We start from the raw sequence: 19483 nt of genomic DNA, 5'->3' as shown, positions 1-19483 counted from the left end.
CTTTTTCACACTATGATACTCGGAATGATAGGTCCTTGGCAAATACTTTTGATTTTAATTTTTGGCATCTTTGGCTTAATACTTCCCATTATCGCTTTGATCGATATTGTGCGCCACGAGTTTTCGGGAAACAATAAAATCGTTTGGGTGCTTATTGTCATATTCTTCAATTTCCTAGGATCTATACTTTACTTCATTGTCGGGCGCAATCAGCGAATTAAGTAAACCACCTCAAGACAATACCATCAGGTATTCGTTAAAACAAATTTTCAATCTCGAGGCAAGCCTTGGAATACAAAACCCTTTGGCGACGCCAATAAAGAAGGCGGAAACTCGCGCTCCCGCCTTCAAAACAAATCATATAACAAACAAACAATCTTTAATATTTTAGTATTAAGGCTAATCAATACAACATGAAATGGTTTCTTCAGATCGTTAGATTTGCATATAAATCGATCTAAGTGTTAATTATCTATACTTACGAGATTTAAACTTAAAAGGTTTTGAATCAAAATGTTAAATTTTTAAAAATCCCGCAAACCGTGAATCCTTAAGAGATTTAATATCGTAAGTGTGTCCCCAAAAAACCGACCTAACAATCAAACCATTTGAAAGTTGCATTTTTGCGCGTTTAAACACCTCTTTTGTTCATGACCCTAATTAAGGTAATTATACCCGCATTTAATGAGGAAGATTCTATTGGTCTGGTCGTGCGTGACATTCCGCGGCACGTAAATGAGATCATTGTTGTAAGCAACAACTCAACAGACCAAACCGAAACGCGTGCTGTCGAAGCCGGAGCTACAATTTTAAGGGAAGACAGACCCGGTTATGGCTATGCGTGTTTAAAAGGAATGCGGTATGTTGCTGCACAAGAGCAAAAACCAGACATTATAGTTTTTCTAGACGGAGATTATAGCGATTATCCTGAACAACTCGACGAACTCATCACTCCCATAATTGAAAAGGATATCGATCTTGTTATTGGGGCACGCGTAAAACGCTTTCGCGAAAGCGGAAGTATGACCTTCCCACAACGTTTTGGCAACTGGCTCGCGACTACTTTAATGCGCTGGTTTTTTAATGCGCGATTTACAGATCTAGGGCCGTTTAGAGCAATTAAGTATGATAAGCTACTTGCTTTACAAATGGAAGACAAAACCTACGGCTGGACGGTAGAAATGCAGCTTAAAGCCTTAAAACAAAAACTTTCGTATATAGAAATACCGGTAAAATACCGCAACCGCATAGGCGTCTCTAAAGTTTCAGGAACGGTCAAAGGTGCTATATTTGCCGGTGTGAAAATTCTAGTCTGGATTTTTAAGTACAGTTTTAAGTAATGCAAACCGCAATTGTCATCATTTATACGCTCGCGCTAACAGTGATCTTTCTTTATAGCCTGGCACAACTCAACCTGCTTTTAAATTATTTAAAAGCGAAAAAAAAGAAAGATGATGCACCGGTTTTTGACTTTTCAAAAGCGGAAGAAATTCCATTTGTGACCATTCAACTGCCTTTGTATAATGAACTGTATGTCGTAGAACGCTTGCTAGAAAACATCAGCAAATTGGACTATCCGAAGGACAAATTGGAGATTCAGGTTTTAGACGATTCTACCGATGAAAGCCTGCAAACCACACGAAACACCATTGAAGCTTTACAGGCAGCAGGAATCCCCATCCAACACATCACGCGCAGCAATAGAAAAGGCTTTAAAGCCGGAGCTTTAAAAGAGGGGCTTGCAATTGCTAAAGGTGAATTTATCGCGATTTTTGATTCAGACTTTGTACCGAATTCTGACTGGTTACAAAAGACGGTCCCATATTTTAAAGATGAAAAAATAGGTGTGGTACAAACACGCTGGGCGCACCTCAACCGAGATTATTCGTTGCTTACCAAAATTCAGGCTTTTGCTTTAGACTTTCACTTTGTGTTGGAACAAGTAGGGCGCAACTTTGGGCATCATTTTATCAACTTTAACGGTACCGCGGGGATCTGGAGAAAAACATGTATTCTGGATGCCGGCAACTGGCAAGGCGACACGTTAACCGAAGATCTTGATCTCAGTTATCGCGCACAATTAAAAAAATGGGATTTCAAATATCTGGAAGATGTTGAAACTCCGGCAGAATTACCGGTTGCGATAAGTGCCGCACGCTCGCAACAATTTAGATGGAATAAAGGCGCAGCAGAGAATTTTCAGAAGCTTTATGGGAAATTGCTAAAAGATCCCACGGTAAGTTTTAAGACTAAATTTCATAGCTTTTTTCATTTGCTCAACAGCAGTATGTTTCTTTTAGTATTGCTTGTAGCCGTTTTGAGCGTTCCTATTTTATACATCAAAAATAACAACCCCGCCTACAGTTGGTATTTTAACGTGATCGCCGGATTTGCAATAAGTACAGTCATTTTTTTTGGTTGCTATTGGGTTACGTACAAGCGTATTCACGGCGGCGGAATCAAGAATTTCTTCAAGTACATTGGGATGTTTTTCACGTTCTTTTCGGTGGCAATGGGTTTTAGTGTACACAACTCTCTCGCTGTTTTAGAAGGCCATTTTGGTAAAAAATCAGAATTTATACGTACGCCAAAGTTCAACATCAGTTCCTTGAGCAACCAGTGGAAATCAAACATCTACTTAAAAAAGTGTTTGTCAAAAAATATGATCTTAGAGAGCTTGCTCTTTCTTTATTTTGGCTTCGCGATTTATAGCGCATTTCTTGTAAACGACTTCGGACTTATTCTTTTTCACCTGATGCTTTTTGCAGGATTCGGATTTGTCGCTTTTAAGTCGATCTTTAGTCGAATCTAATTGAGATTTTAAAGCCAAATAGTTTCTGTATTTTTAGGATTTCAACTACTTCTTAATGCTTGAAACATTAAAAGCTTATAAAATTCAGCTCGCAATGGCGGTAACGCTTTTGGGGTTTTACGCAGCCTTTGCCTATGACCTGGAGCGACACGATTTTACGCGACTCATCAGCCTTTATGCCGGCGCCTTTTTTTTGAGCTATAAACTCATCCCTCTTTTAAAATTCAATTTTAAGATCTTGCTCTTTCTAGGGATTGTTGCGCGACTTGTATTCCTTATGGCAATTCCGAATCTCTCTCAAGATTATTTCAGGTTTTTGTGGGATGGAAGATTACTTGCAGAAGGACTCAACCCTTATCTAAATACACCAGATCAATGGCAAGCTTTAGGGCAGCTGCCCATCACTCAAGCTCAGGAATTATTAGATGGAATGGGCGCTTTAAGCCGGAAACACTTTTCAAATTATCCACCTGTAAATCAGTTTTTCTTTTGGCTTTCGGGTATTTTAAGCGGAAACTCGATTCTAGGAGGAGTGATCGTTTTACGCCTATCCTGTTTCGCCGCAGATATAGGCATTCTATGGATCGGAAGGAAATTACTCAAACAGCTCAACCTACCCGCACATCAAATCTTCTGGTATTTTTTAAATCCGTTTATCATCATCGAGCTTACCGGCAATCTGCACTTTGAAGGTGTAATGTTATTCTTCTTGATGGCTTCTCTCTATCTTTTATTCAGAGGAAACTGGTTCTGGTCGGCGCTCTTGATGGGGCTTTCCATTTCTGTAAAATTATTGCCGTTGCTGATGCTTCCGTTATTCTTTCAGTATTTGGCAGCAGCACATTCAAAAACTGAAGAAAACTCAAAACCTTTTAAGTATCTCACTGAAAAACCGCTGCAATCGCTCTGGAAATTAGTGCGCTATTATGCTGTTGTAATCGCAGTTTTTATATTCAGCTTTGCACCGTTTTTTACGGAAGAATTAGTCGCACATTTCTCTCAAACCATCGGACTTTGGTTTCAAAAATTTGAATTCAATGCCAGTGTATATTACATCATTCGATGGATCGGCTTTCAAGTGAAAGGATACAACATTATTGCAACTGCCGGGAAAATACTACCAGTTGTGGTCATCTTCGGTTTACTGCTCCTCGCTTTATTCAGAAAAAGCAATAGCAAGCAACAATTGATGAGCACACTACTTTTAGGAACTTCCTTATACTTCCTATGCTCCACTACTGTTCATCCTTGGTATGTTGCGACTCCATTAGTGCTTTCTGTTTTCACGCGTTACCGTTTCGCACTGGTTTGGAGCTTTATCGTTTTCCTAAGTTATTCAGCCTATAAAATCGATCAGGTTGACGAAAACCCATGGTTGATCGCTGCGGAATATCTGATAGTTCTAGGATTTTTTACTTGGGAGTTATCCCGTAAGAAAACACAGGAAATTCAGGTTTAATTTTTGGCTTCAACGAGATACAAACAGCCTATTCTTCGCGTTTTGTAATTACGATCTGCCTTGGTGGTAATGTTTCCGTCGTAGCAGCGCATTAATTCTAAGTTATACGTATTTAATAACTCCGTAATTTCTGCTTCGCGCTCTTGTTCTACAATTAAATAAAAACGATCATTTTCTGGTAATTTCAACCCCTCGCGGTCTCTTAAAACCGGCACCCGCTGCCCAAGATCCCAAATAAGTTCTGGGGAAGAATTTTCAAATAAATACAGCGGAAGTTCTTCTTCTAGAAGTGTTGCTACCTTTGGCGCTAGCTTGGCGTAATCCTCATTAGTATAACTCGCACGAACTAACGGAAACCCTAAAGTAACTACGGCACACGTGAAAATGATCACCAGGAAAAAGACACGCTCTATCTTTCGCTTTGCCAAAAACCGAAACATTAAAAACCCGATGATTAACGTCGCCAGACTCAAAAGAACATACCAGATCCATAAACCTTTGAGGTTGTCCTGCAGCAAAAAAAAGCCGGCTACCGGGACTAAAATAGCGACTGTAGCGATGATTCCGAAATTGAAAAAAACGGGAAACGTTTCTCGTTTATCTTTTAATACTGAAAAACGACGCACCAGATATTCGATATAAAAACTGGTATTTAAAGCTAACGGAATAAGCACCGGCAATAGATATCTTGATTTTTTTTCAGGGATACAGGATAAAAGCACCACAGCCGCAAAAGTCCAGATTAGACTGAAACGATAGGCTTTAAGATTAGCAACCCGGGTTTTTAAATACGGATACAGCAGACTCACAAATGCCGGAATGGTCCAAATTCCGCTTTGTGTAAAAAAGCTCCAGTAATAGTAAAAAGGTCTCGTATTACGGTTTGCCCAGGCGGTAGTTTCCTTGTCGGCTATTACCGCAGCCGTATCGGCATCACCAAAATAAATGACTAGTGCCCACCACGAACTCAAGCCTAGTGTGATCAAGAGCAATAACGTAAATGGGGAAATTCGATTTTTATAAGTTCTTAATTTAAACACCCAGATATAGGCAATTAAAAATGGCAGGAATAAAGCGAAATGACTTACCGGCCCTTTACTCATAAACGAAAGCCCGATGAACAGACCGGCTAGTGCGGCGTTGCGATATTTTTGAACGGTCGTATTAAAAAACTGAAAGAGGAAATAAATACCACCTAGCATAAACGCGTGTGCAAAAATGTCCCAGGTACCGTTTCTTCCAGAGAATAAAATGTAAAAAGAAGTAGCAAGAATCATACTTGCATAAAGACTTTGCTTTGCACTTAGCTTTAAACGCTTCCGCGAAAGCGAGAAACTAAAGAGCACTAAAACCGTGCTAATAATCGCTGAAGGCAACCGCAAGGCCCATAACTTGGTGATTCCAAAAACACCCGCAGAAATCGCAGCTAGCCACGTGGGCAGAGGTGGCTTTTCATAACGCGCTTCACCGTTCATTGTGGTCAATACCCAATTGTTATGTTCCAGCATTTCACGCGCGGTATTGAAATTACGCGCTTCCATAATGTTGGCATACAACACATCGAGATGCGGGAAAAACAGCAGCAGGCACGCGGCTATTAAAAGATAAGGATAGTATTTTTCTGAAATTTTCATTCTTTATCAATACCTATAGAAAGACGCATATTTCTAAAGTAAATAAAAACGCCCATAAGATGTCCTACAAATAAAACGGGATCTTTTCTGAGTATTGCGTAGGTAAGAATAAGTAAACCACCAATGAAGCTGAGCAGCCAAAACCCGAGTGGTAAACTTGATTTTTTCTTTCGCTCAGAATAGATCCATTGATAAATAAAACGCAGTGTAAAAATCACTTGAGCGATGCTCCCTAAAAGCAAAAGCCACAGCGGAATATCTTCATTTTTAAAAAGTTTATCTACATCGTAATCTCCGTTATTATACCCATAAATCACCAGCAAAACCGGAAAAATAAGCAAAAACCAGCGTAGGGCTTTGGGAGATTTGGTCCATTGTCCTTGCAATTGCAAGTTGCGTATGTACAGAAAATAGGTGATCGACTGCCCCAACATAATGGCAAAATCTTCTCGTAAATACCCATAAACGAAAAGTAAAAAAGAAGCACCCAAACTCAACCACCAGAACGTTGAAGGCGTTAATACCCGCTTTTGTTTTTCACTTAAAAACCACTGAATGACCAGTCTGCCCGAAAACATTAACTGAGCAACAAAACCAATGATATATATCCAGAACGGACTATCCATCAGATCGTTTTGCTACGTCGTAGTTGATGTATTTTTTCTTCATCCAGAGATAAGCAAAGCAATCCATCAAAGGACCTAAGAGACGGTTCCAAAGACCAAACTTTGCTGTACCCGCTATACGTGGAAAATGTCGTATAGGCACCTGTATAGTTTTCCCGTTTTGCAACATAATCATCGCAGGTAAAAAGCGGTGCAATCCTCTAAACATAGGAATACGCTTTGCATAATCTGTCTTAATAATCTTTAACGGACAGCCGGTATCGTCCATCCCGTCATGCGTAAATGCACGCCGAATATTGTTAGCAATAGTACTGGACATATTTTTCACAAAAGAATCCTTTCGGTCTGCGCGATGCCCGGTAACCAAGTCATATTCTTCAGCATATTTTATAAGAATATTAAAATCTTCGGGAGTCGTCTGCAAGTCACTATCAATGTAGCCTACAAGTGGTGTGGTGGTGTAATCAAAGCCTGCTTTTATCGCAGCGCTCAACCCACAATTTTGAGCAAAAGATATGAACTGAAATCCTTCACTACGCGCACAAATTTCTTCGATGAGTTCTTGACTTCGGTCTTTAGATCCATCATTCACAAACAATACCTGCGTAGGTACGGCTGCGATTTCAAAATAATCCTTGAAAACTTTTTCTACTCGAAGCAAGTTATCTTGCTCATTGTAAACAGGAACGACTACTGTAAGACGGTATGACATACTAACAAATAAGGCTGCGAAAATAAGCAATTGTTCTAAAGGAAATCTTAAGAAGCCAGATTTTGTTATCGCCTACCCGTTTAAGCAAATCACAGATTTGTGGCGTTAATTATTAAAAATACGTCCTGAAACCTTAATTTGCAGTACGTGCGCGTAGAGCAGAAGCTCATTAATGCCACTAAATAATCCTCGGAGCAAGTGCCGAGATAGTCTTTTTAAACAAGTTTTCAATTATGAGGCAAGCCAAAGAATGTTAGACTCTTTGGTAACGCCAATAAAACCTTTTACCAACCTTAATTTCTCCGGCTTAGCAGGAGTACTATTTATTTTACTTTAATGTCACAAATTCGCCCTTCCGTATTTGCAATAAGCTTTATGCTTGTCTTGCTCTTTTCGTGTAAACCTGAAAAAGAACCTCGTGTTTTAAATCTTCCCAAAACTGATTTATCTACTGCAGATTTGATTCCTAAACCCGTTTCGCTCAAAGCGACCTATAGCGCATTTCCACTAGATCAATTTACTGCAATACGTACAACCCCAGACAGTTTAGGCTTTCCTGAAGTTGGTAAATTTTTAGCCGAAAAAATTAAACAGATCACCCAATTACAAGTTCCTGTAAATACTGAATTTCCCGAGCAGGAAAGTGTGGTTTATATCAAGCAATCAGACAGTCTTTCTAAACTAAATAAGGAAAGTTACGGCTTGAGAATCAATAAGGACTCTATCATCCTTAATGCCGCGAGTGCTGAAGCTGCTTTTAGAGGTGTACAGACGCTTAGACAACTCTTGCCTTTAAAGGCCAATGATTCTATCATTGATTATCCCGTTTGGCCCATCGCATCCGGGGCGCTTAATGACACTCCGTTTTTTGAGTATCGTGGCGCAATGCTTGACGTTGCCCGACATTTTTTTACGGTTGAGGATGTAAAAAAATATATCGATCTACTTGCCTATTACAAATACAATGTGTTGCATTTGCACTTAACTGATGATCAGGGCTGGCGCATCGAGATCAAATCCTGGCCAAAGCTTACCGAGATCGGCGGAGAAACCGAAGTAGGTAATGAACCCGGCGGATTTTACACACAAGAGGATTACAAAGCTATCGTGGCCTATGCTGCTCAACATCATATGACGATCGTGCCTGAGGTGGATATGCCCGGCCACACCAATGCGGCTTCAGTAGCCTATCCTTTTTTGAATGGAAACGGGAAAACCCCAAAAATCTACCGCGGAACTCAAGTAGGTTTTAGCACATTTGACACCCGCAAAGACACCGTGTATAGTTTTATAGATGATGTGGTACGAGAAATTTCAGCGATCACACCGGGACCTTATTTTCACATTGGCGGCGATGAAAGCCACGTGACTCAGAAAGATGATTATATCTATTTTGTGAACAAGGTGGAGCAAATCGTTCAGAAATATGATAAGAAAATGATAGGTTGGGATGAGGTCGCTACCGCAGATATCGACACCACTTCAATCGCTCAATTCTGGCAAAGTCAGAAAAATGCCGAGTTGGCCGTTGCCAAAAATCTAAAAGTAATTATGTCTCCTGCAAAAAAAGCCTATTTAGATATGAAATACGATCTGAAATCGGAATACGGACTGAACTGGGCCGGTTACGTTCCCGTAAATACAGCGTATGTATGGAAACCGGAAGCCTATGAAAATATTCCGCGAGAACATATTCTGGGTATTGAAGCGCCACTTTGGTCGGAAACGATAAGTACGATAAGCGAACTCGAATACCTCGCGTTCCCCAGAGCTATTGGCTATGCCGAATTGAACTGGTCGCAACCCGAGCAGAGAGACTGGGAGAATTATAAAGTGCGTTTAGGAAATCAAGCTCCATTTTTAGAATTGATGGAGGTTAATTACTACCCTTCCCCATTAATTGATTGGAAAACGCAGAATAAAGCGATCAAAGAATAAGACAAAATAAAGAAGCCTCCTAAACTGAATTAGGAGGCTTCTTCTTTTATCGTTAAATCTCAAAGATCACATATCTAGCAGATAGGCAAAAACAAGTGGTGCAACAATCGTTGCGTCACTCTCAATGATAAACTTTGGCGTATTGATATCTAATTTACCCCAAGTTATTTTCTCATTAGGAACCGCTCCTGAGTACGAACCGTAACTGGTAGTAGAGTCAGAGATCTGGCAGAAATAGCTCCAGAATGGCGTGTCTTCACGTTCCATATCTTGGTAAAGCATTGGCACTACACAGATAGGGAAATCTCCTGCGATACCACCACCGATCTGGAAGAATCCAATTCCGTTTTCAGAATTGTTCGTGTACCAATCTGCAAGGAAGGTCATATATTCAATACCAGACTTCATTGTAGACGCTTTCAATTCGCCTTTCAATACATAAGAAGCAAAGATGTTACCCATCGTGCTGTCTTCCCATCCCGGGCAGATAATTGGTAAATTTTTCTCTGCTGCAGCGTACATCCAAGAGTCTTTTAGGTCGATCTCATAATATTCTTCTAAAACACCGCTCAACAACATTTTATACATAAACTCGTGTGGAAGGTAACGCTCACCGGCGTCATCTGCTTCTTTCCAAATTTTATAGATATGCTGCTGTAATCTGCGGAACGCTTCCTCCTCAGGAATACAGGTATCGGTCACCCGGTTGAGACCATTTTCAAGCAAATCCCATTCTTCTTGCGGCGTCAAGTCACGATAGTTAGGCACACGCTTGTAATGCGAATGCGCTACCAAATTCATGATATCTTCTTCAAGGTTAGCACCCGTACAAGAAATGATCTGCACTTTATCCTGACGGATCATTTCTGCAAAGATCTTCCCCAACTCTGCGGTACTCATCGCACCAGCAAGAGACACGAGCATTTTGGCTCCGTTATTCAATTGCTCTTCATAGGCTTTTGCAGCATCAACTACAGAAGCAGCATTGAAGTGTAAATAGTATTTTTCTATAAATTGAGAGATCGCTCCCTTAGTCTTCATCGTCATTTAAATCAAATTTATTAACGCTTCCCTTGCTTGTGTTAGAAACGTATGTATTGTCATAATTGTCTTCAACATCTTCCCCTTCAAATTTGTAACTCAGCATTTTGTAATACAATTTGGCTGCTAAAAAGTCTGAAGATTTATCGTGTTCGGTAGGACAAAGCTCCATAATATCAAACCCTACGATATTTTTTTCAGCAAAAAGGCGCTTTAAAAAATCCATTGTTTCATACCAGAACAATCCGCCCGGCTCAGGAGTTCCTGTAGACGGCATAATTGAAGGATCTAGCCCATCAAGATCAAAGGTGATAAATACATTATCTGTACAAAGATCGATCACGTTATCAACCCAATATTCATCCTGAACCATCTCGTGAGCGAAGAAGGTTTTATCTTCATCCATCACAGTTTTTTCAAGAGCATCCATACTGCGAATTCCTACCTGAATAAGGTTTGTAGTCTGGCTGGCTTCATACATTGCGCAAGCGTGGTTGCACTTGCTTCCCATATACTCTTGACGCAAGTCTGCATGTGCATCAATTTGCAACACGGTTAAGTTATCAAAAAGCTCATTAAAAGCGCGTATCGCTCCAATAGAAACTGAATGCTCCCCGCCAAAAAGGGTCACAAACTTATTGCGCTTGATAAAATCTTTGGTTGTTTTATGCACCTCGGCTACCATGGCCTCTGGCGAACTTGCTTCGGTTATTGCAGGAGCGAGATAGATACCTTGTTGATACACTTCGGTATCAGTCTCGATATCATACGTCTCCATATTTTCAGATGCTTCTAAAAAGGCTTGCGGCCCTTTATCTGCTCCTTTCCCCCAAGTACTCGTACCATCGTAGGGCACCGGGATTAGTACAATTTTTGAAGTTTCAAGTTTGGCAAACTCATCAGGAATGCCAGCATAATTTTTAGTTGTACTCATAACCTAAAATCTTAAGCAATTGTTCTGCTTTTTGTTGTTCATTAAATATACGGGTTGTTAAGTTACCATTTTCATCCCTATCTATCAGAATATGTTTAGGTTGTGGGATTAAACAGTGTTGAAGTCCGCCATAGCCTCCTATGGTTTCTTGATATGCACCGGTATTAAAAAAGCCGATGTATAAAGGTTTATCTTTTTTATATCTTGGTAAATAAATCGCGTTGCTGTGCTGTTCACTATTGTAGTAATCATCACTATCACAGGTGAGACCGCCTAGCAAAACACGCTCATATTCTTCATCCCAACGGTTTACCGGAAGCATAATAAAGCGCTTGCTTATTGCCCAAGTATCTGGCAAGGTGGTGATAAACGATGAGTTAATCATATTCCATTTTTCTCGATCGTTTTGTTGCTTTTGATACAACACTTCATAAATCGCACCGCCACTTTCGCCAACGGTAAAACTTCCAAATTCAGTAAAAATATTAGGTACAGGCACCTCTGCCTCGTCGCAGGTGATCTTGATCTGATTGATGATCTCGTCTACCATATAGGCATAATCATAATCAAAAGCCAGTGAGTTTTTAATAGGAAATCCACCGCCAATGTTTAGACTGTCGAGCGAAGGGCATATTTTCTTAAGACGAATATATACCTTAAGACATTTATTCAACTCGTTCCAGTAATACGCATTATCGCGAATTCCTGTATTGATGAAGAAATGCAACATCTTAAGATCTACCTGATCGTTGTTCTTGATTTGCTCTTCGTAAAACGGAACAATATTTTTATAGCCAATTCCTAACCTGGAGGTATAAAACTCAAACTTAGGCTCTTCTTCTGAAGCGATACGTATTCCTATTTTGAAATCTCCCTTGATACCTTCGGTAAGCAAGTTGATCTCTTCGTAGTTATCAATAATAGGAATACAATTCTTTTGCCCGCCATTGATGAGTGCTGCAATATTATTGATGTATTGATCGCGCTTAAACCCGTTACAGATCACAAAAGTATCTTCGGTTATTTTACCGTTTTCTTTCAGCTTGTTTACGATATCAATATCAAAAGCAGAAGAGGTCTCGATATGAATATCGTTTTTAAGCGCCTCATCTAGCACGTGTTTAAAGTGCGAACTTTTAGTACAATAACAGTAATTGTAGGAGCCTTTGTAGTTGTGTTTTGCAATAGCATCTGCAAACCAACCTTTAGCTCTGTTTATATTTTCTGAAATTTTAGGTAAATAACTGAATTTCAAAGGAGCTCCGTATTCTTTTACGAGCGCCATTAAATCTATATCGTGAAACTCAAGCTGATTGCCCTCAAGTTTAAATTCTTCTTGAGGAAAGTAGAAAGATTGATCTATAAGATCGATGTACTTAGTATTCATTAAATCGTTTGAAAAGTGAAATGTAAAAAAAGAATTCGAATTACAATACCCTCATTTCTTAAGGTAATGTAAAAAATATGCTAATTATCACTTTTCAAACGCAAATAACTGTTTTACAGCATCATTAAGTTGTGTATTTCTTGCTCTTTTAGGTGACGGTATTTACCGCGAGGTAGATCTTTTTTAGTCAACGTACCCAAAATTACACAGTCTACACGCACTACTTGATAGCCTAAATGCTCAAAAATACTGCGTATGATACTGTTACCTACGTTACGCATTTTAAGTCCTACTTCCTTTTTGGGCGCTCCGTCAACATAACTCAGGTCTTCAATTTCTAAGCGTTTCCCATCAACCGTAAGACCCTTCTTGATTTTATCAAGATCTTCAGCCTTTAGGTTTTTATCCAGTTCAATATGAAATAGTCTAGGGAGTCCGGTCTTAGAATTGGTAAGTTTTTTCATCACCTTATCATCATTGGTAAACAATAACAAACCAGTTGCATTGCGGCCAAGACGCCCCACCGGTTGAATACGTGATTTTGTAGAGCTTGCCACAAGATCCATCACCGTCATTCCTTTAGCATTACTTGTGGTTACCGAAAAACCCTTGGGTTTATTTAATAAGACATACGCTTTTGCTTCAGGATTAATACGACGCCCGTCAAAACGCACATCATCATCAAGATTTACTTTAAAGCCCATCTCATTGATGATCTCCCCGTTAACGGTAACTTGCCCGGTACTTATATACAAATCGGCTTCACGACGTGAACAAATACCGCTATTTGCAATGTATTTATTAAGACGTATACCGCCTTTTCCAGAACTCGTAGTCGCTGTACGGCTACTTCCCGTAGCATTCTTTTTTATTGGCGCATTACCTCGTGCGTGACTTTTTGCACGATTATTATTTGCTCCACGACCAGACGCTTTCCCGCCCTTCTTACTCTCTTGATGTCTGCTCATAATTCTAAAATTTGGCGCAAAGATAAGTATTTAAAAATCGAAACAAATAAATTCCTACAGGCTGTAAATTTGAATGAACAACACCTATTTTAAACCTGTTTTTGCTCTAGAGAATCAAATTAAAACCGCTCACCTACCGGCTAAAATTTAAGTTGCCATAACCTTAAGTTCACAAATCTTAATTTCAAATTATTCAGCTGAATAATTAATAGCACACTTCACGTAGAAGTTTGTACCAAAATATAGTTAAAAGACCTTAAACTCACAGTTATTCTCGGTTTCAATTACATAAAATGGAAAGGTTTAGAAATTGTAACCAAATCTCAATTTTACATAAACTGAAGGATTTCACCCTGCTTTGGTAACGCTATAAACACCGTTTAAAACAGAAACTCCAACTACTTTTGAATCATCAATCACAAAAAAAAGAAAAATGAAAAAATTACAAATTCTAGCGGCGCTTTTGGTAATGCTAACCACTACAAGTTTGATCGCCAACACAGACCCAAAACCTGAGACTGCAAGTGCGCAATTACGCCAGCAAGTAGTTGAACTTTTAGGAACTCCTGATTTTGAATTAAAAGAAAACAGCCTAAATAGTGAAATTCATTTTATGGTAACTGCTCAAGGCAGCATTGTCGTTCTTGATGTAGAAACTCAAGATCAGGCGATCGAAAATTACATCAAAAGCAGATTAAATTATAAACAAGCAAAAGTTGCTATCGCAGGAAACCGATTTTTCAATCTAAGTTATAAGATCGTAAAAGAGCTTTAAACCATTTTGTTTATTTGAATTAGCCCGAAAGGTCATCATTAGGATGGCCTTTTTTTATACGATACGATTAAGCACCACATCAGGATCGATAAGCAAAATACTGAAGACCCCAAGCACGAGAATGAATTTGAGAATATTGTGAAGGAGGAGGTAGTGCAATTTCACCTCAGAACGCCACAACCAATATAAAAAAACCATTAGCAAAACCGTACTCACATAGAAGTAGTATTGCATCAAACCCACATCAAATTTATTGATGAGTAAAAAAGCCGGAATCACTATGACCCCTGTAAGCAACGAGATCAAAGCTTTGGTTGAACGCTCTCCATAAACCGTAGGAAACGTATTGTAATTTAAAGCTAAATCCCCTTTCAAGTTCTCTAGATCTTTGATGAGTTCGCGCATCAAAATAATCAAGCCTAAAAATACAGCGTGCACAAAAATGACTTTTTCAAAATTTCGGTAGTAAATAAATACCGCAAAGAAGGGCGTAAGCGCGAGAGATGCTGAAACAAGGTTTCCTAAGAACAAGACTTTCTTGAGTTTATGAGAGTAGATCCAAATTCCGAAGATATAGGCAGAAAAAAACAGCACAGCAAAGAACGAAACATAGCTCGCCACAATTATCGCCACAAAGTTTAGCACAAAATAGAGCGATAGTATCTTTTTCTGACTCACCAAATGATCCAACTTGGTTTTATTAGGACGGTTTATCAAGTCTTTCTCACTGTCGTAAAAGCTATTAATGATGTAACCGCCTGCAATTACCAGCGAAGTAGATAAAACGATAAGGAATAAATTCCAATCAAAAAGCACCTCGTGCAATGGCAAATCAGGTGCTAAAATGTAAATCGACGCTAGATACTGCGCAATCACTATGATAAGAATATTGTATCCGCGCACCACCGAAAACAAACTCAGAAATTTAAGAAGTAACAGTTTGTTTCTTCGGCTTATGCGTGACATAAACGTGTATTTTTAAAAAGAAAAATTCTAGAAGTTGTAGACCACCTCTACTTTGTGCCCGGCAAGCGCTTTACGGGCTTTGTCGATGTCTTCGGTAAATCCTAAAATATAACCGCCTCCACCAGAACCGCAAAGTTTTAAATAGTAATCATTTGACTCGAGTCCCTGCTGCCAAAGTTCGTGAAAACTCGCAGGAATCATAGGTTTAAAATTGCGCAGTACCGTTTTAGAAAGCTGTTTCACATTACCAAAAAGCGATTTTACATCTCCCTTTAAGAAATCGTCAATACACGCATCGGTATGTTTTACAAATTGTGTTTTCAACATATTACGGAAACCTTCTTTCTTCATGCTTTCCATAAAAATATTGATCATAGGAGCGGTTTCTCCTACAATACCACTATCGAGCAAGAATACTGCTCCTTTACCATCTGGGGTTTGAGAAGGAATTCCCGCCGGTTCAATATCGTCTTTACTATTAATAAGAATAGGAAGACTCAAATAACTGTTAAGCGGATCTAAACCAGAAGATTTTCCGTGGAAGAACGATTCCATCTCCCCAAAGATTTTTTTTAGCTTAAGCAGTTTCTCTCGAGTGAGATTTTCAAGAATCGTGATTTTGTCAAAGGCATATTTATCGTAGATCGAAGCTACAAGTGCTCCGCTACTTCCTACACCATATCCCTGCGGAATGGTGCTATCAAAATACATTCCTTTTGCAACATCTGCCTGTAATGCTTCGATATCAAATTGCACCAATTCTGGCTGGGTCTCTTGCAATTGCTGAAGATATGAAGCAAAGCGACCTAAACTTTGATTGGATTTAACCGCAACCTCATCAGGATTTGCGTCAACCTTCAAAGCACCTTTATAAAAGTTGTAAGGTATTGATAAACCTTTTGAATCTTTGATGATTCCGTACTCACCAAAAAGTAAAATTTTTGAATAAAATAAAGGTCCTTTCATAAAGCTATCCATTTTAGGCCAGAACAAATTTACAATTTAATTGCTCCATTTCCCACGTTGTCAAAAATATACCTATTATCTTGACAATATATACTTAAATCATTCTTAATAAATTCCTGAACCGCTTCCTTATCTTTTTTAGGATACAAAACGTGAACATTTGCACCGGCATCAAGAGTAAAACAAACAGGAATAGAAGTGTCGCGGCGATATTCCCAGATCTTATCGATGATCTTTAAGGTGTTGGGTTTCATCAGGATGAAATAAGGCTTACTCGTAAGCATCATCGCGTGTAATGTAAGTGCCTCACTTTCTACCAAACTCACAAATTCGTCCAGATTTCCTTCCTTTAGAATAGGCACCAGAAGTGCAAGATTTTCAACCGCCTGATCAAATCTACTAGCGGCATAAGCATGATTATGCATCAAATTATGCCCTACTGTGCTGCTTACCGGCTTCTCTCCCTTATCAACCAATAAAATAGTGTCTTGATAATGATCAAATACCGAATGTACTTCATAAGGATATTGAACGCCATATACATCACTGCTTCCTTCAATATCTGCGTGTTCACCCCAAACTACCAACGGACCTTCTAGTGATCTACAACCACTACCTGAACCTAAGCGTGCAATAAATGATGCTTTTTGATTAAAACGTTTCAGAGACATCTCAGGATGCATCTCGCGTTCCATTTCCATAAGGCACAAAGCCAAAGCGCTAAGACCGCTCGCTGAGGATGCAATCCCGGAGCTATGCGGAAAACTATTTGTCGTATCTATTGTAAAACGATACTCCTTTATAAATGGAAGATACTCATCTATCCGCCCAAAGAACTGATGAATTTTAGGTTCAAAACCCGGCTTATGTTTTCCGTCTAAAATAACCTTAAGATCGTACGCCTCATCAAAATTGGTACGTTTCTCAAAACTTAGTTTTGTAGTTGTTTTACAATTGTTCAATGTAAAACTTATAGAAGGATTTTTAGGAATTTGCACACCGTGCTTCCCCCAATATTTAATTAAAGCTATGTTACTGGGCGATTCATAACTTACTGATTGTGTCTTTAATGCCTGAGTGTAAGATTCAGGATGAAATTTGGTAGTTGTCATACTGCAAATATAACCTCTCTAAAAAGTTTTGAAAGCCTCAACATAACTTTTTAGAATTTGAAAATCATAAATATTGTCTAAATTAGTCACAATGCTTAGTACGATGATTACACAAAGAGCAATTAGAATTCTTATTATGATCACGATCTGTTTGATCGTAGGTTTTTTGAGTGCCATTGCCACACAGAGCAGCGTATCTACCTGGTATCCTACCCTAACTAAACCGGTATTTACTCCGCCCAATTGGTTATTTGCACCGGTCTGGACTGTGCTATACATCTTAATGGGAACCGCCGCAGGAATGGTTTGGAATAAAGGCTATTATCATAAATGGGTGAAAACCGCACTTTATCACTTTGGCTTTCAGCTTATTTTAAATGCCTCCTGGTCTATCCTTTTCTTTGGAATGCATCTCGTAGTGCCTGCACTTCTTATAATAATAAGCTTGTTTATTCTACTTCTTTTCACTTTTAAATGGTTTAAAGTAGTTAAACCTGAAGCAGCCTACTTACTTCTGCCTTATCTTATTTGGGTAGCCTATGCTACTGCACTCAATTTTGAGATCTGGCGCTTAAATTAAAGACGTTTTGCTAAGTCTTGAGCTACAATATAGCCTCCTGTCCAGGCGTTTTGAAAATTAAAACCTCCTGTAATCGCATCTACATCGAGTACTTCCCCGGCGAGATAAAGTCCGGCTACTTTTTTACTTTGGTACGTTTTAAAATCAATTTCTTTAAGATTAACGCCACCAGCAGTAACAAACTCCTCTTTAAAAGTACTTTTTCCGCTTACGCGAAAAATACCACTACGCAGTTGTTGTGCTAACTGAAGAATCATTTTCTTATTCAAATCTGCCCAAGTTAGATACTGAGGTATTCCTGAAGCCTTAACTAAACTTTGCCAAAACCTTTTAGGCAATCCATAAGGTGACCACTTGGCGACATTCTGTTTTGCATATTTGATCTTGTCTTCTTTTAGTTGTTCTGAAAATGTACTTCTTTCCATCTCGGGCAACCAATCTACTTCAATAGTAAACGTATAGTCGCAGGCATTCAATTGATGAGCACCCCAAGCCGAAAGTTTCAAAATACCGGGTCCGCTCATACCCCAATGCGTTATCAAAACAGGACCTTGAGTTCCCTCCTGGTCAATTGTAGGATGATTTACCTTTAATGCATTTTGCTGCTCATCGAGTAACCTAACGCGTGCTTCAGTTGCTAAACCAGCAAGGTCTTTGATACGCTCGTCTTTAATATTAAAAGTAAATAAAGACGGAACTGCAGGTACAATATCGAGTCCTGTGTCTTCAAGAATTTTTAGCATTTTCGGATTACTTCCGGTAGCAATCACTAGGGTTTTAGCTTCGTAGGTCTGTGATTTGGAACTAATCGAAAACCTATCATTAGTCTGGGTAATCGCTGTAATAGGAGTTTTTGTTACTACCTCTACATTTAAATTTTCAGCCTCCTTAATAAAACAATCTATAATGCTTTCTGAGCTATCAGACTGCGGAAAAATACGCCCGTCCTCTTCTATTTTAAGCGATACGCCACGCTCTTCAAACCAAGCCATGGTATCACCAGTCATAAATGTGTGAAACGGCCCCAACAATTCACGATTACCCCGGGGATAATAAGAAGTGAGCGACCTTGGGTCAAACTCTGCGTGTGTCACGTTACAACGACCACCACCAGAGATCCTTACTTTCTCGAGAACCTGCCCACCACGCTCTAGGATCATTATAGAAAGATCGCTTCGTTGTTTTGCCAGATTAATTGCTGTAAAAAAACCTGCTGCACCTCCACCAATAATTATCGTATCATAAATCATAACGCAAAGATACTTTCATTCACACTTAAAGCTAAAACATCGGCTTTTCATCTTTATAATTTAATCGATTTAGCTGGTTCGGATTAAATGTTAATTTAACCTTTAATTAACAAAAGAGGAAAATTGACGTTTTTGAGAAAAATACTTGCATAATCTATGGTCAATATTGCCTCAAATTGGTACAATTTTACCCTTTTTGAGAAAAAAATTTTACTGAAATTTCGTTGAGAGAATCACTGCGCTGTTTCTAGCATAAGTTCAATAGGTGTGAATATTCCATAATATTTTCACTATATTTTCAAATATTATTAATTATTTGATAA

General features: G+C 39.0%; 18 protein-coding genes. 7 read left to right on the top strand and 11 right to left on the bottom strand.

The annotated features are described in order from the left end of the window. Positions 1-12: 12 nt before the first annotated feature. From MED217_RS03020 to MED217_RS03005, 4 genes are all read left to right on the top strand, one after another. On the top strand, positions 13-225 hold the full coding sequence (locus tag MED217_RS03020; protein WP_009779004.1) for a PLDc N-terminal domain-containing protein: 213 nt from the start codon (positions 13-15) through the stop codon (positions 223-225). Positions 226-650: 425 nt separating this feature from the next. After that, positions 651-1340: a glycosyltransferase family 2 protein gene (locus tag MED217_RS03015; protein WP_009779003.1), complete on the top strand. Its 690-nt coding sequence runs from the start codon at positions 651-653 to the stop codon at positions 1338-1340. Continuing rightward, on the top strand, positions 1340-2812 hold the full coding sequence (locus MED217_RS03010; RefSeq protein ID WP_009779002.1) for a cellulose synthase family protein: 1473 nt from the start codon (positions 1340-1342) through the stop codon (positions 2810-2812). The genes MED217_RS03015 and MED217_RS03010 overlap by 1 nt, the downstream gene beginning before the upstream one ends. 55 nt (positions 2813-2867) lie before the next feature. Next, positions 2868-4271 (top strand): MptA/MptB family glycosyltransferase, encoded by a 1404-nt coding sequence (locus MED217_RS03005; protein WP_009779001.1) that lies wholly within the window; start codon positions 2868-2870, stop codon positions 4269-4271. On the opposite strand, the gene MED217_RS03000 is transcribed toward MED217_RS03005, so the two are convergent. The 3 genes from MED217_RS03000 to MED217_RS02990 are packed head-to-tail and all read right to left on the bottom strand — an operon-like array spanning position 4268 to position 7243. Further along, entirely contained in the window at positions 4268-5905 is a 1638-nt protein-coding gene (locus tag MED217_RS03000; protein ID WP_009779000.1) for an ArnT family glycosyltransferase, read from the bottom strand. The two genes, MED217_RS03005 and MED217_RS03000, sit on opposite strands and share 4 nt — an antisense overlap. Continuing rightward, entirely contained in the window at positions 5902-6531 is a 630-nt protein-coding gene (locus MED217_RS02995; protein WP_009778999.1) for a lipid-A-disaccharide synthase N-terminal domain-containing protein, read from the bottom strand. The genes MED217_RS03000 and MED217_RS02995 overlap by 4 nt, the downstream gene beginning before the upstream one ends. Continuing rightward, complete coding sequence (locus MED217_RS02990) at positions 6524-7243, bottom strand: glycosyltransferase (RefSeq protein WP_009778998.1); 720 nt, start codon at positions 7241-7243, stop codon at positions 6524-6526. The genes MED217_RS02995 and MED217_RS02990 overlap by 8 nt, the downstream gene beginning before the upstream one ends. A gap of 336 nt (positions 7244-7579) precedes the next feature. On the opposite strand from MED217_RS02990, the gene MED217_RS02985 reads away from it, so the two are divergent. Beyond that, positions 7580-9181, top strand: coding sequence for a family 20 glycosylhydrolase (locus tag MED217_RS02985; RefSeq protein WP_040532552.1), 1602 nt, complete (start codon positions 7580-7582; stop codon positions 9179-9181). A gap of 66 nt (positions 9182-9247) precedes the next feature. Here MED217_RS02985 and MED217_RS02980 read toward each other — a convergent pair whose 3' ends face one another. The 4 genes from MED217_RS02980 to MED217_RS02965 form a co-directional block, all read right to left on the bottom strand. After that, entirely contained in the window at positions 9248-10222 is a 975-nt protein-coding gene (locus MED217_RS02980) for a deoxyhypusine synthase family protein (protein ID WP_009778996.1), read from the bottom strand. Continuing rightward, complete coding sequence (gene speB / locus MED217_RS02975) at positions 10212-11156, bottom strand: agmatinase (protein WP_009778995.1); 945 nt, start codon at positions 11154-11156, stop codon at positions 10212-10214. Before speB ends, MED217_RS02980 begins: the two co-directional genes overlap by 11 nt. Further along, positions 11143-12543 (bottom strand): arginine decarboxylase, encoded by a 1401-nt coding sequence (locus MED217_RS02970; RefSeq protein WP_009778994.1) that lies wholly within the window; start codon positions 12541-12543, stop codon positions 11143-11145. Before MED217_RS02970 ends, speB begins: the two co-directional genes overlap by 14 nt. 113 nt (positions 12544-12656) lie before the next feature. Further along, positions 12657-13511 carry a pseudouridine synthase gene (locus MED217_RS02965; RefSeq protein WP_009778993.1) on the bottom strand — a complete coding sequence of 285 codons (855 nt, stop codon included), beginning with the start codon at positions 13509-13511 and terminating at the stop codon, positions 12657-12659. A 433-nt stretch (positions 13512-13944) separates the two neighbouring features. Between MED217_RS02965 and MED217_RS02960 the strand changes: the two genes are divergently transcribed. After that, positions 13945-14286: a hypothetical protein gene (locus MED217_RS02960; protein WP_009778992.1), complete on the top strand. Its 342-nt coding sequence runs from the start codon at positions 13945-13947 to the stop codon at positions 14284-14286. Between the two features lie 54 nt (positions 14287-14340). Here the strand turns inward: MED217_RS02960 and MED217_RS02955 are convergent, their stop codons facing one another. Genes MED217_RS02955 through MED217_RS02945 form a run of 3 tightly spaced genes read right to left on the bottom strand, consistent with a single transcriptional unit; the run spans position 14341 to position 17330 of the window. After that, positions 14341-15252 (bottom strand): geranylgeranylglycerol-phosphate geranylgeranyltransferase, encoded by a 912-nt coding sequence (locus MED217_RS02955; protein WP_009778991.1) that lies wholly within the window; start codon positions 15250-15252, stop codon positions 14341-14343. 27 nt (positions 15253-15279) lie between these two features. Then, positions 15280-16218, bottom strand: a complete 939-nt coding sequence (locus MED217_RS02950; protein ID WP_009778990.1) for a mevalonate kinase family protein — start codon at positions 16216-16218, stop codon at positions 15280-15282. A 29-nt stretch (positions 16219-16247) separates the two neighbouring features. Continuing rightward, positions 16248-17330, bottom strand: a complete 1083-nt coding sequence (locus MED217_RS02945) for a diphosphomevalonate decarboxylase (RefSeq protein WP_009778989.1) — start codon at positions 17328-17330, stop codon at positions 16248-16250. Positions 17331-17433: 103 nt separating this feature from the next. On the opposite strand from MED217_RS02945, the gene MED217_RS02940 reads away from it, so the two are divergent. Further along, positions 17434-17910, top strand: coding sequence for a TspO/MBR family protein (locus tag MED217_RS02940; RefSeq protein WP_195891550.1), 477 nt, complete (start codon positions 17434-17436; stop codon positions 17908-17910). On the opposite strand, the gene MED217_RS02935 is transcribed toward MED217_RS02940, so the two are convergent. Continuing rightward, positions 17907-19160: a BaiN/RdsA family NAD(P)/FAD-dependent oxidoreductase gene (locus MED217_RS02935; protein WP_009778987.1), complete on the bottom strand. Its 1254-nt coding sequence runs from the start codon at positions 19158-19160 to the stop codon at positions 17907-17909. The genes MED217_RS02940 and MED217_RS02935 overlap by 4 nt on opposite strands. Positions 19161-19483 lie beyond the last annotated feature (323 nt).

The organism is Leeuwenhoekiella blandensis MED217 (assembly GCF_000152985.1).
GTDB classification, from domain to species: Bacteria; Bacteroidota; Bacteroidia; order Flavobacteriales; family Flavobacteriaceae; genus Leeuwenhoekiella; species Leeuwenhoekiella blandensis.
This window is presented reverse-complemented; position numbering and strand designations above follow the sequence as displayed.

Excerpts from the sequence above, each read along its gene's own strand:
- MED217_RS03020 (WP_009779004.1), top strand. The coding sequence starts at position 13 with ATGATACTCGGAATGATAGGTCCTTGGCAAATACTTTTGATTTTAATT.
- MED217_RS03015 (WP_009779003.1), top strand. The coding sequence starts at position 651 with ATGACCCTAATTAAGGTAATTATACCCGCATTTAATGAGGAAGATTCT.
- MED217_RS03010 (WP_009779002.1), top strand. The coding sequence starts at position 1,340 with ATGCAAACCGCAATTGTCATCATTTATACGCTCGCGCTAACAGTGATC.
- MED217_RS03005 (WP_009779001.1), top strand. The coding sequence starts at position 2,868 with ATGCTTGAAACATTAAAAGCTTATAAAATTCAGCTCGCAATGGCGGTA.
- MED217_RS03000 (WP_009779000.1), bottom strand. The coding sequence starts at position 5,905 with ATGAAAATTTCAGAAAAATACTATCCTTATCTTTTAATAGCCGCGTGC.
- MED217_RS02995 (WP_009778999.1), bottom strand. The coding sequence starts at position 6,531 with ATGGATAGTCCGTTCTGGATATATATCATTGGTTTTGTTGCTCAGTTA.
- MED217_RS02990 (WP_009778998.1), bottom strand. The coding sequence starts at position 7,243 with ATGTCATACCGTCTTACAGTAGTCGTTCCTGTTTACAATGAGCAAGAT.
- MED217_RS02985 (WP_040532552.1), top strand. The coding sequence starts at position 7,580 with ATGTCACAAATTCGCCCTTCCGTATTTGCAATAAGCTTTATGCTTGTC.
- MED217_RS02980 (WP_009778996.1), bottom strand. The coding sequence starts at position 10,222 with ATGAAGACTAAGGGAGCGATCTCTCAATTTATAGAAAAATACTATTTA.
- speB (WP_009778995.1), bottom strand. The coding sequence starts at position 11,156 with ATGAGTACAACTAAAAATTATGCTGGCATTCCTGATGAGTTTGCCAAA.
- MED217_RS02970 (WP_009778994.1), bottom strand. The coding sequence starts at position 12,543 with ATGAATACTAAGTACATCGATCTTATAGATCAATCTTTCTACTTTCCT.
- MED217_RS02965 (WP_009778993.1), bottom strand. The coding sequence starts at position 13,511 with ATGAGCAGACATCAAGAGAGTAAGAAGGGCGGGAAAGCGTCTGGTCGT.
- MED217_RS02960 (WP_009778992.1), top strand. The coding sequence starts at position 13,945 with ATGAAAAAATTACAAATTCTAGCGGCGCTTTTGGTAATGCTAACCACT.
- MED217_RS02955 (WP_009778991.1), bottom strand. The coding sequence starts at position 15,252 with ATGTCACGCATAAGCCGAAGAAACAAACTGTTACTTCTTAAATTTCTG.
- MED217_RS02950 (WP_009778990.1), bottom strand. The coding sequence starts at position 16,218 with ATGAAAGGACCTTTATTTTATTCAAAAATTTTACTTTTTGGTGAGTAC.
- MED217_RS02945 (WP_009778989.1), bottom strand. The coding sequence starts at position 17,330 with ATGACAACTACCAAATTTCATCCTGAATCTTACACTCAGGCATTAAAG.
- MED217_RS02940 (WP_195891550.1), top strand. The coding sequence starts at position 17,434 with ATGATTACACAAAGAGCAATTAGAATTCTTATTATGATCACGATCTGT.
- MED217_RS02935 (WP_009778987.1), bottom strand. The coding sequence starts at position 19,160 with ATGATTTATGATACGATAATTATTGGTGGAGGTGCAGCAGGTTTTTTT.